15 protein-coding genes are annotated in these 16,057 nt (G+C 44.1%); all 15 read left to right on the plus strand.

Features of this window, described 5'->3' with window-relative positions; translation table 11 throughout:
- The first annotated feature begins 114 nt into the window (after positions 1 to 114).
- The 15 genes from LKD36_RS07010 to LKD36_RS07080 all read left to right on the plus strand — a co-directional run bounded on the left by LKD36_RS07010 (position 115) and on the right by LKD36_RS07080 (position 16,039).
- Entirely contained in the window at positions 115 to 303 is a 189-nt protein-coding gene (locus tag LKD36_RS07010; RefSeq protein ID WP_118560428.1) for a helix-turn-helix domain-containing protein, read from the plus strand.
- Positions 296 to 988, plus strand: a complete 693-nt coding sequence (locus LKD36_RS07015; RefSeq protein WP_227589432.1) for a response regulator transcription factor — start codon at positions 296 to 298, stop codon at positions 986 to 988. Before LKD36_RS07010 ends, LKD36_RS07015 begins: the two co-directional genes overlap by 8 nt.
- 5 nt (positions 989 to 993) lie before the next feature.
- Positions 994 to 1,911: a sensor histidine kinase gene (locus LKD36_RS07020; protein WP_118646872.1), complete on the plus strand. Its 918-nt coding sequence runs from the start codon at positions 994 to 996 to the stop codon at positions 1,909 to 1,911.
- 134 nt (positions 1,912 to 2,045) lie between these two features.
- Positions 2,046 to 2,972, plus strand: a complete 927-nt coding sequence (locus LKD36_RS07025) for an ABC transporter ATP-binding protein (RefSeq protein WP_118646870.1) — start codon at positions 2,046 to 2,048, stop codon at positions 2,970 to 2,972.
- A complete protein-coding gene (locus tag LKD36_RS07030) occupies positions 2,965 to 3,774 on the plus strand; it encodes an ABC transporter permease (RefSeq protein ID WP_118646868.1) in 810 nt (269 codons plus the stop codon). Before LKD36_RS07025 ends, LKD36_RS07030 begins: the two co-directional genes overlap by 8 nt.
- Positions 3,775 to 3,779: 5 nt before the next feature.
- A complete protein-coding gene (locus LKD36_RS07035) occupies positions 3,780 to 4,553 on the plus strand; it encodes an ABC transporter permease (protein ID WP_308459191.1) in 774 nt (257 codons plus the stop codon).
- 71 nt (positions 4,554 to 4,624) lie between these two features.
- The gene (locus LKD36_RS07040) at positions 4,625 to 5,062 is read left to right on the plus strand and encodes a winged helix-turn-helix domain-containing protein (protein ID WP_148336047.1); all 438 of its coding nucleotides are present in this window, start codon (positions 4,625 to 4,627) and stop codon (positions 5,060 to 5,062) included.
- A 267-nt stretch (positions 5,063 to 5,329) separates the two neighbouring features.
- Positions 5,330 to 6,019: a response regulator transcription factor gene (locus LKD36_RS07045; protein ID WP_039959333.1), complete on the plus strand. Its 690-nt coding sequence runs from the start codon at positions 5,330 to 5,332 to the stop codon at positions 6,017 to 6,019.
- Positions 6,016 to 7,047, plus strand: coding sequence for a sensor histidine kinase (locus LKD36_RS07050; protein ID WP_118646862.1), 1,032 nt, complete (start codon positions 6,016 to 6,018; stop codon positions 7,045 to 7,047). The genes LKD36_RS07045 and LKD36_RS07050 overlap by 4 nt, the downstream gene beginning before the upstream one ends.
- 128 nt (positions 7,048 to 7,175) lie before the next feature.
- A complete protein-coding gene (locus LKD36_RS07055) occupies positions 7,176 to 7,436 on the plus strand; it encodes a hypothetical protein (protein WP_025532026.1) in 261 nt (86 codons plus the stop codon).
- 101 nt (positions 7,437 to 7,537) lie between these two features.
- Positions 7,538 to 9,913, plus strand: a complete 2,376-nt coding sequence (locus LKD36_RS07060) for an ABC transporter permease (protein ID WP_158580898.1) — start codon at positions 7,538 to 7,540, stop codon at positions 9,911 to 9,913.
- Positions 9,914 to 10,001: 88 nt separating this feature from the next.
- Positions 10,002 to 10,400, plus strand: coding sequence for a hypothetical protein (locus LKD36_RS07065; protein WP_118646858.1), 399 nt, complete (start codon positions 10,002 to 10,004; stop codon positions 10,398 to 10,400).
- 112 nt (positions 10,401 to 10,512) lie between these two features.
- Positions 10,513 to 11,178: an ABC transporter ATP-binding protein gene (locus LKD36_RS07070; RefSeq protein WP_003501940.1), complete on the plus strand. Its 666-nt coding sequence runs from the start codon at positions 10,513 to 10,515 to the stop codon at positions 11,176 to 11,178.
- A 14-nt stretch (positions 11,179 to 11,192) separates the two neighbouring features.
- A complete protein-coding gene (locus tag LKD36_RS07075) occupies positions 11,193 to 13,577 on the plus strand; it encodes an ABC transporter permease (protein WP_227589430.1) in 2,385 nt (794 codons plus the stop codon).
- Positions 13,578 to 13,654: 77 nt separating this feature from the next.
- A complete protein-coding gene (locus tag LKD36_RS07080) occupies positions 13,655 to 16,039 on the plus strand; it encodes an FtsX-like permease family protein (RefSeq protein WP_227589429.1) in 2,385 nt (794 codons plus the stop codon).
- Positions 16,040 to 16,057: the final 18 nt, after the last annotated feature.

The following is a 16,057-nucleotide window of genomic DNA, read 5'->3' on the forward strand; positions in this document are numbered from 1 at the left end:
AGAACGGAGCCGCAGGTCAGAGATGATCTGCGGCTCTTTATGTAAGCATAATCACAATAGTCAGCTTGTATTATTCGAGATAAGGAACTATAATATGTCCTATGGAGGTGCAAAATGGACTATATGACACTAAAAGATGCCGCCGAACAGTGGGGCGTGACACCTCGCAGGGTAAATTATTATTGTGCGGGTGGGCGTATCCACGGCGCTGTGAAAATGGCCGGTGTTTGGCTGATCCCCAAAACTGCAGAGAAGCCGATTGATGGCCGGACAAAACAAGGGAAGGAGCTGAGCCATGAATAAAATTTTAATTATAGATGATGACAGAGAACTGTGTGCTTTGATTAAACGCAGTGTGCAATCGGAACATATAGAAGCCGATTTTTGTAATACCGGAAAAGAGGGTTTGCAGAAATTAAAAGAGCAGGAATACCAGCTTGTGGTGCTGGATGTGATGATGCCCGGTATAGATGGCTTTGAAACGCTGGAAGAAATCCGCAAAGAGAACAGCTTGCCGATTTTGATGTTCACATCCAAAAATGACAGCGCTTCTAAAGTGCGGGGCTTACGGGCCGGAGCGGACGATTATCTGACAAAGCCGTTTGACATGGATGAACTGATTGCCCGTATTGCGTCCCTTATTCGCCGCTACACCCGCTTTAATCAGCAAGCCGGAGCCATGCAAAAATTGGATTTTGATGGATTGCAGATTGACCTTGAAAATCGTTCTGTTACGACGGAAAACGGCACTTTTGAACTTCCACCAAAGGAATTTGATCTGCTCCTGTACTGTGCAAAGCATCAAGGGAAAATTTTGACCAAACAGCAGATTTATGAGGAAGTATGGGGCGAAGAATATTTCTATGATGACAGTAACATTATGGCGATTATCAGTCGGCTTCGTAAAAAATTAGAAGTCAATCCTTCCAGTCCAAAGTATATCCAAACGGTTAAAGGGATTGGCTACCGCTTTAATAAGGAGGTGTAGCTGGTATGGAAATCATCGTTTTCTTGTCTATTGTGATTGCTGTTGTAGCTGTGCTGACTTCCATCGTTCTCGTTCGGCGCGTAAAAAAGCAAATCGCAGAAATGACCGATGTGCTGGTTGATGTGAAAAACGGAAATGGCAACCGGCGTATTCTGTCTGCAACAAATGAACTGACAGCACCTCTTGCCTATGAAATCAATGAGATCGTTGTGTCCTATGAAAGCAGACTTTCAACTGTACGGCAGACAGAGGAAACCAACCGCCAGCTTATGACGAGCCTTTCCCATGATGTGCGAACGCCCCTTACCACTCTGATTGGGTATCTTGACGCTGCACACAAAGGACTGGTCACAGGAAAAGACCGGGATGATTATATTGAAACCGCCCGACGGAAAGCCCATGATTTGAAAGAATATATTGATGTACTCTTTGACTGGTTCAAGTTAAATTCCGACGAGTTTGCTTTGGAAATCCAGAGCGTTGAAGCCGCAGAGTTGACAAGAAATATCCTGATCGACTGGATACCGATTTTTGAAGATAAGCAAGTCGATTATGACATTGATATTCCCGAACAGCCTATCCGGGTAAGATTGGATACGGACAGCTATATGAGGATTATCAATAATCTCATTCAAAATGTAATCGCTCACAGCCATGCGGACAAAATTAAATTTGCCCTATCGAAGAAGGAAAACAACATAGAGCTGCTGCTGGCGGATAATGGAGTGGGGATTGAGAAAGAAGATTTGAAACACATATTTGAACGGCTTTATAAGTGTGATAAGGGTCGGTCTGAAAAAGGCAGCGGTCTTGGTCTTTCTATTGTCCATCAGCTTGTAGAAAAGATGGGTGGAAGCATAACAGTTGAAAGTGTACCGGGAAAAGGAACTGAATTTGCTTTGCTTTTTCCTTCGGAGATTTAAGCGGGTTCCCGTCTTTATGGCGGGAGCCTTTGTCATTTTGCCGGATTTCAAATTGCAAGGTTAATGCAAGGTTGCGGCAAGGTTAATGCAAGGTTGGCGTGATAGAATACCTTACAGAACAGGAGGTTTTGAATATGGATACAAATTACATCATTGAAACAAAAAATCTGACGAAGCAATACGGCTCACAAAAGAGTGTGGCTGACTTGAATATCCATGTGAAGCGTGGGAGAATTTATGGTCTGCTGGGGAGAAACGGAGCCGGAAAAACTACTACCATGAAGATGCTGTTGGGCTTAACAAATCCGACTTCCGGGGAGGTCAAAATCTGGGGAAAGCCTTTGCAGGGGAATGAAAAGAAATTGCTGCCCCGTATCGGCAGCCTGATTGAGTCCCCAGGCTTTTATCCCAATCTGACCGGCACAGAAAACCTGCGTATCTTTGCCACCTTGCGGGGTGTACCAAACAATCATGCCGTCAAAGACGCTCTGGATCTGGTAGGACTGCCCTACAAAGATAAAAAGCTCTTTTCCCAGTATTCCCTTGGTATGAAACAGCGGCTTGCCATCGCCCTTGCTGTTATGCACGATCCGGAACTTTTGATTTTGGATGAGCCGATCAACGGTCTTGATCCCATCGGTATTGCAGAGGTACGCTCCTTTATTCGGGAGCTTTGCGACGCAAGAGGAAAAACGATTCTGATTTCCAGTCACATTCTTTCAGAAATTTCCTTGCTGGCTGACGATATTGGAATTATCGACCACGGTGCATTGCTGGAAGAAGAAAGCCTTGCTGAGTTGGAGCAAAAAAGCAGTAAGCATATCCGGTTTACGCTCTCTGATACTGCACAGGCGGCAAGAATTTTGGAACGCAATTTCCACGAAACCCATTTTTCCATACAAGACGACCACAATCTGCGTCTACACAATATGGAGTTGCCTGTGGGGAAAATTGTAACTGCTTTTGTAGAAAACGGATTGGAGGTATCAGAAGCACATACCTGTGAAGAAAGTCTTGAAGATTACTTCAAGCGTGTGACAGGGGGCGAAGGAATTGCTTAAACTGATTAAATGCGAATTTTGGAAATTAAAGCGGAAAAGATTATTATACGCACTGATGTCATTATCGTTATTTTTTCCGTTGATTTTGGCATATATGGCAAAGGCGGGAACAGGTGCAGATACAACGGAACATTATCTTCAAACCCGATTTGATTATGTTTATACAATGATGTTGGGATATGGATTGGTTTTTTTGCTTCCATGTCTAATTGGTATCATTGCCGCTATTTTGTTTTTTATAGAAAGAGATTGCGATACTTCCAAAAACCTTAGAACAATTCCTGTTACAAATACACAACTCATTATGGCAAAAATTTCTATGCTCTTTATTTTTAGCGTTGCGTTTTGTCTGACAAGCACATTATCTGTTGCGTTGTTTTGTAAACTGTTTCATGTAGGAATGGTTTATGGTATGACTTATAAGATATTTATGAGCCTTATTTTTGGAGTTCTTATCGTAGCAGCTTCTTTGCCGATTGTATTTTTAATTATTTGTTTTAACAAAAGTTTTTTGCTTTCTATCCTGCTTGCGTTTTTTTATTCTATTTTTAACTGGGGCATACTAGGGACAGTTGGAACATCTATAAGTGCTGCAAAAATTGCTTTCTTAAATTCTTTCCCAGTTATATGTGTTATGAACTGGACAAGCGGCTTAATGATGGATCATTTGCAAAAAGACAATCTTTTGCCGGAAGCCTATGCGATTGTACCAACCACTTGCCATACAATTTTTATTATGGCAATTACAGTTATACTTTCTTTGTGGCTGATCATTCGCTTCTACAAAAAATGGACGAGGTAAAAGATATGAGAAATATTATAAAAACCGAATTTTTAAAATTAAAGCGATATTCCGTAATAAAAGCCGGAATTATTATGGCAACACTTTCTCCGTTACTGTCACTGTTTTATTCCACAGCCAACGGTGGACAGACATGGACGTTTGACTATTTTATGCAACAGGTTATGATTAGTAACTGTACCTTGTTTTTTCCAATTATCATTGCATTGATAGCAGGTTATATTATAACAAGGGAATATACAGACGATACGATGAAGAATATATCAACAATTCCTATTCCATATAAACAGTTACTTTCTGGAAAACTACTTGTCCTATTGTTGTTGACAATCTGCTTTAGCCTTATAGGATGCGTGCTAACATTAGTAATCAATGTTATTGCTGGATTTCCAGGAGTGCATTTTGGCAATCTGCTCAATATGTTTATTCGTGTTACTGGGGCGAATATAGGAATCTATATTTCAGTCTTGCCGATTATTTTGCTATTTTGTTGTTCGGCAAACAATTTTTTGGGTGGGGTTGCGCTAGCTTTTGTGTATGGATATTTCGGGACTTTTGAAGGAACACTGTTAAATTATTATCCGATTAAAGCAAGCATGATTTTAGTAGACCCTACTTGTGGCGCGGAATATGGTTATACTTATCACATTTTCCCTGCCTTTATCATAATGGTTTTGACATTCTTGATTTCTGTAATTATTCTTGCAAATAAAAAGAAAGACGCTAGGATATTGACTGTTGCTAAGAAGAAAAAAATAGTTAGAAAAAAGGGATGGTAGAATAGTATTCAGACAAAGACAATAGAAAAAATAAGTCATTGCAGGTTCTATATGTTAAAGTGGAGGGATATATGGGAAAAATCTTTGTACTGTCGGTAACAGACCATGAAGAATACATACTTAGCAGAATTATGGAGATTATTGCGGCCGAGCCAGGATTTGACCATACTGTGTCATCCCATCCGTGTAATATTCTTGTTTTTCCGGGATTGGAACTCCGCCTGAAGGAGAGAACGGTACATCGAAATGGTGAGTTGATTTCTATGACCCATCGGGAATTTGCGACATTGGTATACTTGGCAAACCATCCATCCTGGGTATTTTCTGCTGGGCAGATCTATGAAGAAGTGTGGGGGGGGGGAGATAGCGAAAACTGTGGAACGGCTGTTGCCAGCGTCATTGGTCAGATCCGCAGAAAACTGACTCCGGATATGCCGAAAGCGGGTTATATTCGTACTGTTCTGGGGAGCGGATACAAATTTGAAGTTCCGCAGGGTATAGCAGAATAGAGGTTTTTTTAATTCAACTGCACCATACCCATGTAACTACAAAAAGATTTTATACATAGTCAGCACCGCCGCAATCGTATCGTTTGCGGCGGCGTTTTGTTGTACAACATAACATTGAAACTATTGTATGTATTCGCATTTTTGCCCTTGTGCTGAAAAGTAGGCTATCCTATAATTAAAAAGAAAAATATCTGATTAGGACATTTCTGTAACATTTGGTGTTTATCTTATTAGTATAGCTGAAAAATAAGGAAGGAAGTGAAGGTCTTGAAGAAGATTCTAATTGTAGAGGACGATCAGCTTTTGAACCGGACCTTGGCATATAATCTGACCTCTGATGGATATGAGGTCATTTCTGTTTTTAATTTTGACAGCGCGGTAAGAAAGCTGCGCGAAAATGAATTTGATGTGGCACTATTGGACATTAACCTGCCCGATGGCAGCGGACTGGATCTGTGTGAAGAAATCCGGAATCGCGGTCAGCATACCTATATCATCTTTATCACAGCCAATGATAAGGAGAGCGATATGCTCAAGGGATATGAAGTCGGCGGTGCGGATTATGTGACCAAACCATTTTCTGTGACGGTGCTTTGCAAAAAAGTAGCGGCGGTTTTTGCAAATCTGGAACTGCGGACACCTCGGCATGATCTGTTTGATGATGGCTTTTTGAAAATCGACTTCTCCGAACAAAGTGCGTCCCTTGCCGGAGAATCCCTGGACTTTACACCGAAGGAATACCGCACCCTGTTCCTGTTCGTAAAGAACCCCCGGATTATTCTGACCAAGCGGCAGATTTTAGAGAAGCTGTGGGACATTGATGGGGACTTTGTGGATGAGCATACGCTGACGACGATCATCAGCCGTATCCGCAAAAAAATCGAAACAGATGAGCGGAAATATATTAAGACAGCTTATGGAATGGGCTATCAGTGGATTGGCGGTGAGCCTCGATGAAGCTGCAAAATTTATCTGTCAGGGCATTTTTGAGAAAAATTGTGGCGGGGACTCTGCTCACTGCCGCATTGCTGCTGTTGATTTTTTTCCTGTTGACGAAAGATGTGCGTGTTGTCATTTGCTGCATTATTTTTACAGTTGCGTTTTATATTTGGGGCATGGTTTTTCTGCACTATTTTCAAAAGAAACTTTCTCTGTTCACCGATGGTTTGTGCCAGACATTGGATCACATGATGGACAGTACAGACCGGCCCCAGGTAGACTATGAAGCGGAAACACTGCTGTCTCGGATCAGCCATCGTCTGGAACGACTCTATAATGTGATGCAGAAAACCAGACACATGGCAGAGGGAGAAAAGGAAGAACTGCAATCCCTGGTATCGGATATTTCCCACCAGACCAAAACCCCCATCGCAAATTTGAAGCTAATCAACGATACGATGCTGACAAGGCCATTGACAGAAGAAAAGCGCAAGGAGTTTTTGCAGGCCACAGGCACACAGCTGGATAAACTGGATTTTCTCATTCAGGGAATGGTGAAAACTTCCCGTCTGGAAACGGGTGTCATTACGCTGGAGAAACAAGATGCTGTGATCGGGGATACGCTGGTGAGCGCCATCAATGGTGTTTTGGCTCCGATGGAACAAAAAGAGATCAGCCTGTCGGTGGACTGCCCATCTGATTTGACAATATCCCATGACAGCCGCTGGACTTCCGAAGCATTGTTTAACATTCTGGATAATGCGGTAAAGTACACCTCTGCCGGTGGCAGCATCCAGGTGAGGGTACGGGATTGGGAAATGTATTTGAGGATAGATGTGACGGATACAGGCAGAGGCATCCCGGAACATTCTCAGGGCACGATCTTCAAACGCTTCTATCGGGATGAAGCGGTGCATGATATAGATGGGGTCGGAATCGGCTTATACCTTGCCCGTGAGATCATTACCATGCAGGGCGGCTATATTACCGTCGAGTCTAAAGTTGGGGAAGGATCAACTTTTTCCGTGTTCCTGCCCATAAAATAATTCTGAGGCAGTCTGTTTTGGCAGGCTGCCTTTTTTGAAAAATTTTTAGAGGACAATGGATTTTAGGACAATTCTGCAACATTTGGGATTTATGCTGACAGCAACATCATGAAATTGGAGGTGGCCTTATGGAAATCACAAAGACATTACTCATCAATGCAGCTTGCTTGCTGATCCCGCCGGTCGTTGTTGTTCTGCTGCTCCGGCACTTCTTTCCAAGAAAAATCAGATGGTCGGCTGGTGTGGTGGCTCTGGTAGATCTGGTGATCTTCTGGACAGATATTTCTTATTATGAGAGCGTTTGGCTGACGCTGTTTTTTGTTGTAATTCAGTTAGCAATGGTTTTGCTTATATCTATCCGGCTTTATAAAAAAGACACACGAAAATGAATTGTCCTAAAATTGAAGCAATTCACCCTAAAACTGTTGAGCCTTTGGGATATTTCTGCAACATTTGGGGGTTAGGATAACAGCGAAAGGAGTGAATGGCTATGACGTTACCATTTGAAAATGATACCCGTATCATTGTAAAGAAGTTGGCAAAACGAAACTTAAAAGCAGATAAAAGTCGAAACATCCTCATTATCATTACGATTGCCTTAGCTACCTGCTTGATAATGACAACGACCTTGTATTTTTTTGCTTCTCAGCGAAAATCATTAAATGATGCGGCTGGGCGTTATCAAGCAATTATCAATGAAGTCGATAATGATACCATTACGAAATTAGTAAATGACGATAGGGTTCAAGTGGGGGTAAGTCATTTATTGGGTTTAGTATCTTATGGGGACTACAAATTAACCGTTCGTTCAATAGATGAAATACTAATGAAATTAGCAAAATATCCTGATTTAGAGGGAAAATTGCCCAAATCTACAAATGAAATTGCTATCACAAAGGCGTTTCTTGATAGAGCTGGATTGTCCAAATCCATAGGCGATACTATATCGTTAAATCTGGGAGATGGAGAAAAAGATTATACCTTATGTGGTATTTTGCCTGTCGAAAATTCAAATTATTCCGTATTCGTGTCGCAGTCCTATATTGAAAACAAGATCAGCGAACCGGCATACTCCGCTTATATCCGTTTGAATGAATCTGATGGTTGGTCTAAGGCTGCTATACAAGCTGAATTATCAACATTGTGCAGAGAATTGGAAATACAGCCGGAGCAAATGCAGTTTTCAACATATTATTTTTCTCTCATTGAACAGAGAAGCAGTCAATATATCACTGTAATAGCATTTATCAGTCTTATTATCGCTTTGGCGTGTACCCTTGTTATTTACAGTCTGTTCTATGTGTCCATAGCCAGAAAAACAAAAGAATATGGAAAACTGCGGACAATAGGGGCAACTGGAAAACAGATGAAAAGAATCGTTTTTAGAGAGGGATTTCATCTTTCCAGAATTGCTATTCCGATTGGAATATTAGCCGGTGCAATAGCGGGATATGTCCTTGTCCCGCAAGGCTGGAACACTTTAATGGTATTTGTAATTGCCGCTGTCACAGCTCTGTTTGTGTATCTATGCGTTATGATTGCTGTAATTAAGCCAGCCAAAATTGCTGCTCATGTTACGCCTATTGAAGCAGTCCGTTATATGGCGGGCAATAATGATGTAATGTCAAACAGTACAAAAGTGTTACATCGTTCTCTATCCGCGAAAAATTTAGCGTTCCTTAATTTTGCGAGGAACAGAAAGAAAACCGCTTTAACGATCCTGTCGTTAGGGGTATGTGGAATTTTGCTGATGGCAAGCTCTGCATATTTTAATTCCATTGATCCCTTAGCGATGGCGCGTAGGAGTTTTCCTTACGGAGAAATTCGCCTTGAATTAGGCGATTACGGGCCGCAGGCACATAACAGCGAACAATATTCAGAACTCCAAAAATCGAATCTGCTTACAGAAGATTTTAGAGAATCCATTTTGGACATAGATGGTGTGGAAGAAATAAAAGAATACCAAGGCACCGTTTTGAATGTTCGTATGCCAACGGGAGATATTGAACCGATTGTTTCAGACGCATATACGCCAAGCTCTCAAAAATTGCTTGAACAATATTTGATTGATGGTACAGCGGATTTGCAGGAACTACTTAATAATAATGGCATTATTATTGAAAATGGCCCACAGTGGAAAGAAACTTTTGGGTGGGATGCCGCGATTGGGGACGAACTTCTGATTGAAGTTGGCGGACAAACATTGGAAGTAAAAGTAATGGGAATTGTGGATGCGAATATCCCGTATGGCGGATATGATACGCTATTTATTCCTTTAGAAATGCTGTCAAAGATCGTTCCTATTGATAACCTCAATTATCAATTTATTGTAGATACAGATGACAGTAAATGGGCAGCCGCAAAAGATGAAATACAAAAGATAATTCCACCGACTTCCAGCCTCTATGTTAGTACCTTGAATGATTGGGTAGAGGCATACAACGAAAAACTATTGAACTATCGTATGCCAGTCTACATTTTTATTATGTTTATTGGGGTTTTTGGCATTATCAATCTGCTAAACACACTGATAACAAACATCTTGACACGGAAGCGAGAATTGGGTGTTTTGCAAGCAGTTGGTTTGAGCAGTAAACAGCTTTCAAAAATGTTATTGATAGAGGGCCTGTTCTATACATTAGGGGTGTTGCTTCTTTCCATATCATGCGGAACTCTTATCGGGTATCTTCTCTGCACCGTCTTTAGTGCAATGAGTATTTTTGGAAAAGTAAGCTATCATTTTCCGACAGTTGAAATGTTCAGTTATTTTATACTGATGCTTGCTGTCCAAATGCTTTTCTCGTGTTTCGCAATTCGGCAGATAAAAAAACAATCTCTGGTAGATCAAATACGGGAATTGTCATAAGAATTTTTGAAATGTCCGAGCATTGTAACATTTCGCGGACATTCATGATTTACAATTATGTCCTCACCCCAAATAGGAGGCAAAGACCATGAAAAAAACGATGGTGATTTCATTTATAGCTGCTGCGATGCTATTGATACCATGTACAGCTTGTCATGTAGCAGAGAGCCACAATGAAGTACTGGCACAAGAAAACAAAGAGAACACTGTTAACGGAGGATATACCATTACAGATATTACTGACCCCGTTGAAGTTCAAAGTTACATTGAGCAGCAAGGCGGTGAATATACTGCCGATATTATGGCTGTTCATCAGGTTACATTTACCGATTATACCGCAAACGACATTACAGATCCGGCAGAAATCAAAGCCTATCTGGAAAGTCAGGGGCAAGAATATAACGAGAATATTACCGCTATTCATCAGATTACTTTCATTGACGGGGAAGCGACACCAGAGGGTTCCCTTTGCGAAGTTGAAAAATGAATTGTCCTAAAATTGAAGCAATTCACCATGGATTTTTATAGCGTTTAGGACAATTCTGCAACATTTCTCCTTTACTCTATATGCAACAAATTAAGAAAGGCAGGTAACTGTTATGAAAATTTTGCAGACAACGGATTTGAAAAAATACTACGGCACAGAGCCGAACATTACCCGCGCCCTGGATGGCGTGAACTTCTCTGTGGAGGAAGGCGAATTTGTGGCGGTGGTCGGCACTTCCGGTTCCGGTAAGTCCACCCTGCTTCACATGATGGGCGGTCTGGACACACCCACCTCCGGCAGCGTGATGGTGCGGGATAAGGAGCTGGCGAAGATGAACGATGAGCAGCTTACCATCTTCCGCCGCCGCAATATCGGCTTTATCTTCCAGAACTACAATCTGGTGCCGATCCTAAATGTCCATGAGAACATCGTCCTGCCGGTGGAGCTGGATGGGGATACGGTGGATCAGAAATTCATGGCGGATGTGGTGTCCATGCTGGGACTGGAGGATAAGCTGAAGAATATGCCAAACAACCTCTCCGGTGGCCAGCAGCAGCGTGTGGCTATCGCCCGCGCTCTGGTGTCAAAGCCCGCTATCGTCCTTGCCGATGAACCCACCGGAAACCTGGACAGCAGGACCAGCGCCGATGTGCTGGGGCTTTTGCAGAGAACGAGTCGTGAATTTAACCAGACGCTGGTAATGATCACACATAATGATGCCATTGCCCAGCTTGCAGACCGTATCGTGCGGATTGAGGATGGCAAAATCGTTGGATAAAGGAGGTGGCAGACATGACATTGCCTTTTGAAAATGATACAGGGCCGGTTATTAAAAAATTGGCGTCACGAAGTATTCAGACAGATAAGCGGCGCAACCTGTTTGTGATCGTAACGATTGCTCTGGCAGCCGCTTTGATGGCAGCGATTTTTTGTGCAGGAGCGGGAAGTGACAGAAAACTGGAGGCGGACATTCGGGGACAGTATCAGGCGGTTGTGGTGAATTGTGACCATGATACGATTGAAAGACTGAAAGACTGCCCGGAAGTGGAACGCTGGGGCCTTTCCCAGAATTACGGTTCTGCCCGCTATGGTGACAGCGTTCTGACTGTGGAGTATGCGGATGCCAACTGGATGGAATTGGGTAAGAAGCCTTCCTTTACTGGGACACTTCCGCAGGCTGCCAATGAAATTCTGGTAGAACGGGCATTTCTTGATTATTTTGAAATCCCCGCAGAAGTCGGGCAGACCATAGAAGTGAATCTTGGAAACGGAAAGCAGACCTATACCGTCAGCGGTATCATGGATGTGGAGAATGACTCCCGTATGTTCCAGCTTTATGTATCTGAAGCATTTGTGGAGGAGATGGCGCAGGGAGAGCCGCTGTTTGAATTTCGGCTTCGTTATACTGGTGCTGATAGTATGGAGCTGGAGCAGCTCAAGGCGGATATTGCAGCATTCCTTTCTGCCAACGATGTCTCAGAGGATCAGATTTTTTACAGTTCCAACTATTTCGATATGCAGGGCTTTAAGTCCGGCGTGATGAAATATTACATTCCCGTGGCAATCCTTTTGCTGGTTGCCTGTGCCGTGGTCATTTACAGTATCTTTTTCATTTCCGTAAAGGGCAAAATGCGGGAATATGGACGCCTGAAAGTGATTGGCACAACACCAAAACAGATCCGGCGGATCGTGCGGCGGGAGGGATTGCTGTTATCTCTTTGTGGTATCCCGCTGGGGCTTTTGGTTGGAGGGTCTATCGGGTTTGCTATTTTCCCGGCACATTGGAGCTGGATGGGCAATCTGCCCTATCTGGCTGCGACCGCAGCAGCCTGCGCCCTGACGGTATTTCTGTCCATTCATGCGCCTGTCCGAATGGCGGCGAGGGTATCCCCAATCGAAGCGGTCCGCTCCAGTGGTTATGAAACGGCAACAGACCGCAAAGATCAGAAAAACCACCGCATTACGCCGTTCTCCATGGCACAGATGAACTTTAGGCGGAGCAGGAAAAAGACGGTCATCACTCTGGTATCTCTGGGATTGACGGGTGTGTTTCTGGTAACAGCCGCTACGGTACTCAACTCCATCAGTCCCGAAAAGATGGCGATAGAAGCCATGGGAGATCACTGTAACTATGAGGTCAGCTGGATGGATTCGGGAGGCGCGGAAGGATTGCCTGCCATCGCGCGGGAAAATCCATTGACAGAAGAACTTCGTCAGGAGCTTCTTGCCATAGATGGTGTGGAATCTATCACCAGCCATGAAGTGACATCCGTAACGGTGAAACTCCCTCAGGAAAGTGTTGCATTAAAGTTCCCTGTGTTTGACAGAGAGCAGATGGAACAGTGGCTGCCGGAGGAAAATCTGGAACAGGGCAGCGCAGATTATGAGGAGCTTGCCGCGAACAACGGTGTGGTCGTGACTGATTCGGAAGATCATCTTTTAAGTATGTTTTATGGCTATACGCCTGCTGTCGGGGATGTACTGACCTTTGAATCCATGGACGGTAAGGCCATAGAAGTAACGGTCATGGGGATTGCGAAACCGTCAGTGACATCAGGCACCGGCGCATGGGGCCTGTTTACCCTTACAGAAGAACTGGCCGATCAGCTCTACCCGGACATTGAGAACAGAGAGGCTGTTTGGAATGTCCATACATCGGAGGACTCGGATGCGCTCAGGGCATCTATTTTCAGCCTGCTGGAAAATCCGGTGCTGACGGTCTTTTCCAGAGCAGACCATGCGGCATCCCTGGAATCGCAGCTAAAGATGATGACCCGCGGTGTTTATCTGCTGCTGGCGTTCCTGTTTGTGTTCTCCATGGTAAATCTGGTCAACACCCTGATGACCAATCTGCTGGCAAGGCAGCAGGAGCTTGGGATTTTGCAGTCTGTGGGAATGACCGGAAAGCAGGTTTCCCGTATGCTGATTGCAGAATGCCTGTGGTACGCAGGGGTTACGGTATTTTTGTCGGTTGGCATTGGCGGGATACTGGGCTGGATCTTTGACTATGTGATCAGCAGTTTTAATATTTTCGGGGAACTGTCCTATCAATTCCCTTTGATGGAAACGGTTGTTTTTGTTCTGGCACTTTTGGTCGTGACCGGAATCTTCTCTGTGGTTGCTGTCCGTTACTCTAAACGGCTTTCCCTTGTAGAGCGGATCAAGACCATGGACTAACCAGAGGCGGCGGCTTCCGATGTGAAGCCGCCGCTTTGCTGACAGCAGAAATATAAGACTTAAAGGAGATGATCAAAATGACAGTACCATTTGAAAATGATACAGGAAATATTGTCAGGAAACTGGCAAGAAAAAGTTTGAAAAGCGAAAAACGCCGGAATTTGATGGTGGTGATCGCCGTTGCGCTGGCATCCTGTCTGATCTGTTTTTCGATTGTGATGGCTTTGTCTACCCGGCAGATAGAGAAAAATCATGTGGAGGATACTTATGAGGCGGTCTATACCAGGATTACTGAGGAAGATGTGTCCACCCTGAAGGGGCTGGATGACTTCTCAAGGGTAGGAGAGTATTATATGCTGGCTGTGGAACCTGCGGAGCAGGGATACAATGCCTCCTATATCTATTGTGATGAGGAAACGATGTATATTGCCCGTGACCAGATGAAGCTGCTGGAAGGCCGACTGCCCCAAAAGGAGGATGAGGTGGTGGTGAGCCGTTATTTCCTTTCCAACTATGCTGCAGACGCCGGGATTGGCGAAAAGGTTATGCTAAGCAGCGAGAGCTTTCACGGAGAATACACGGTGACTGGCATTATGGAAGGCTATAAGGAAAAAGAGGTAAATGGATCTTCCATCCTTCTTTCCAAAGAAGCCCTGAAAGGATGGAGCGGCTATGACCCCGCTGATTATCGAGCCTATGTGCATTTTAAGAATGAGCAGCAAATGGATGAAACAGAGCTGACTGCCCGCAGCAGGGAGATTGCCAAGGAATATCAGCTGGAAATGCCGATCATGAACCTCAGCTATATGAAGTTCTATAAGCAGCCTGTGAATGTCAGTATGCTGGCGCTGGTTGCCGGAATTGCAGTTCTGGTCATCATCGGAGGGTATGTTGTGATACAAAGTATCTTCCGAATTTCTATCAATGATAAAATCCAAAGCTATGGACAACTGCGGACCATCGGCACAACGCCAAAACAGATCCGCCGTATTGTCAAAAAAGAAGGCCGTTTCTTAGGATGGGCTGGCATTGGTATCGGTATTTTGCTGGGATGTGCAGCCGGGTTTGCACTGTTTCCCCGTGGGTTTAATCTGCTATTTTATGCAGCCGCGATTGTTTTGACTGCACTGCTTGGCTGGTTTATGGTATCCATTGCGATCCGCAGACCGGTAAAGATTGCCGCCAGTATCTCCCCGATTGAAGCAGTCCGCTTTACCGGCAATCAGAGCGGAAAGGCCCACACACATAAGAAGAATATGCGGTTAAATCCCCTCTCCATGGGAATTGCAAATTTCAGGCGTGACCGCAAAAAGACGATCAGTATCGTGGCTTCCCTGAGTCTGGGCGGGGTGATCCTTTTGGTGACAGCTTCTATTCTTTTGGTTCGTTCGCCGGAGCGGATCGCAAGACAGTATTTCCCGGATGGGGATTATAAAATCTATATCCATTCTGAAAAAACAGAATATGAGGTGATGTCAAAAGGAAATCCTTTGAATGAAGCGCTTCGGCAGGAGGTGCTGGCCGTGGATGGCGTAACAGATGTGATAGAAAATCGTCAGGCGGTTCATGTGCGGTTTGAAAATGAGGAAAGTTCTTCCGGCGGAATGTGTGATCTGTTGAGTGACCGAAACAGGGATCAAATGGAAGCGGCGCTTGTGTCCGGAACTTTACCTCAAGATTCCCATAGTATTGCACTTGATATGGATTATGCAGAAGATATGATCGGTGTAGATGTGGGGTCAGTTATCAAACTTACCATAGGGGATCAAGAGATTCCTGTCACTGTTTCCGGTCTGCTCATAAACGATGGGCTTAAAAATGGTCATGGTCCTCTGGCATTGGACAGCACCTGCATGGTTGCAACCAAAGAGCTATTTCAGGAAGCAATGCCAAAGATCAACTGTTTTGATTATTCCTGGAGCATTGTCAGCGATCCCAAAAAGGCGGAGCAGATTGAAAACAGTCTGAGTGCGATCATTTCTTCCAATCCGGATCTTGACTTGGATACCATTGGGATACATAAGGATTATGAGGAAATGGAAAACCGGGTCGTTTTTGGAGGGTTTCAGGCGCTGTCCTGGCTGGTATTCCTCTTTGGCGTGGTCAATCTCATCAACACAACCCTCTCCAATCAGATGTCCAGAAAGAGGGAAAACAGCGTCTTTCGTGCCATCGGTCTGACCAGAAAACAGCTCTGTCAAATGACCATCTATGAGGGAATTTGCTATGCGTTTTCTGCTGCGCTGGCAACCCTGGTAGCGGGCCTCCCGATTGCAGTGATTGCTGCCCGGAAATTCAGTGAAATGACTTTCCATGGAGTCATCATGCCATATTCCTTCCCCTTCCTGCAAATGGGGCTGTTCGTTCTGGTGCTGTTTGGCCTGGAGGTGATTCTGTCCTTCTGGACAATGCGCAGGCAGAAAAATCAATCGCTTGTGGAAGAAATGCGAGCGATGGAATAAGCATATAGAATCGGCGGG

This window comes from Hominiventricola filiformis, assembly GCF_020686965.1.
GTDB lineage: Bacteria > Bacillota > Clostridia > Lachnospirales > Lachnospiraceae > Hominiventricola > Hominiventricola filiformis.

Excerpts from the sequence above, each read along its gene's own strand:
- LKD36_RS07010 (WP_118560428.1), top strand. The coding sequence starts at position 115 with ATGGACTATATGACACTAAAAGATGCCGCCGAACAGTGGGGCGTGACA.
- LKD36_RS07015 (WP_227589432.1), top strand. The coding sequence starts at position 296 with ATGAATAAAATTTTAATTATAGATGATGACAGAGAACTGTGTGCTTTG.
- LKD36_RS07020 (WP_118646872.1), top strand. The coding sequence starts at position 994 with ATGGAAATCATCGTTTTCTTGTCTATTGTGATTGCTGTTGTAGCTGTG.
- LKD36_RS07025 (WP_118646870.1), top strand. The coding sequence starts at position 2,046 with ATGGATACAAATTACATCATTGAAACAAAAAATCTGACGAAGCAATAC.
- LKD36_RS07035 (WP_308459191.1), top strand. The coding sequence starts at position 3,780 with ATGAGAAATATTATAAAAACCGAATTTTTAAAATTAAAGCGATATTCC.
- LKD36_RS07040 (WP_148336047.1), top strand. The coding sequence starts at position 4,625 with ATGGGAAAAATCTTTGTACTGTCGGTAACAGACCATGAAGAATACATA.
- LKD36_RS07050 (WP_118646862.1), top strand. The coding sequence starts at position 6,016 with ATGAAGCTGCAAAATTTATCTGTCAGGGCATTTTTGAGAAAAATTGTG.
- LKD36_RS07055 (WP_025532026.1), top strand. The coding sequence starts at position 7,176 with ATGGAAATCACAAAGACATTACTCATCAATGCAGCTTGCTTGCTGATC.
- LKD36_RS07060 (WP_158580898.1), top strand. The coding sequence starts at position 7,538 with ATGACGTTACCATTTGAAAATGATACCCGTATCATTGTAAAGAAGTTG.
- LKD36_RS07065 (WP_118646858.1), top strand. The coding sequence starts at position 10,002 with ATGAAAAAAACGATGGTGATTTCATTTATAGCTGCTGCGATGCTATTG.
- LKD36_RS07070 (WP_003501940.1), top strand. The coding sequence starts at position 10,513 with ATGAAAATTTTGCAGACAACGGATTTGAAAAAATACTACGGCACAGAG.
- LKD36_RS07075 (WP_227589430.1), top strand. The coding sequence starts at position 11,193 with ATGACATTGCCTTTTGAAAATGATACAGGGCCGGTTATTAAAAAATTG.
- LKD36_RS07080 (WP_227589429.1), top strand. The coding sequence starts at position 13,655 with ATGACAGTACCATTTGAAAATGATACAGGAAATATTGTCAGGAAACTG.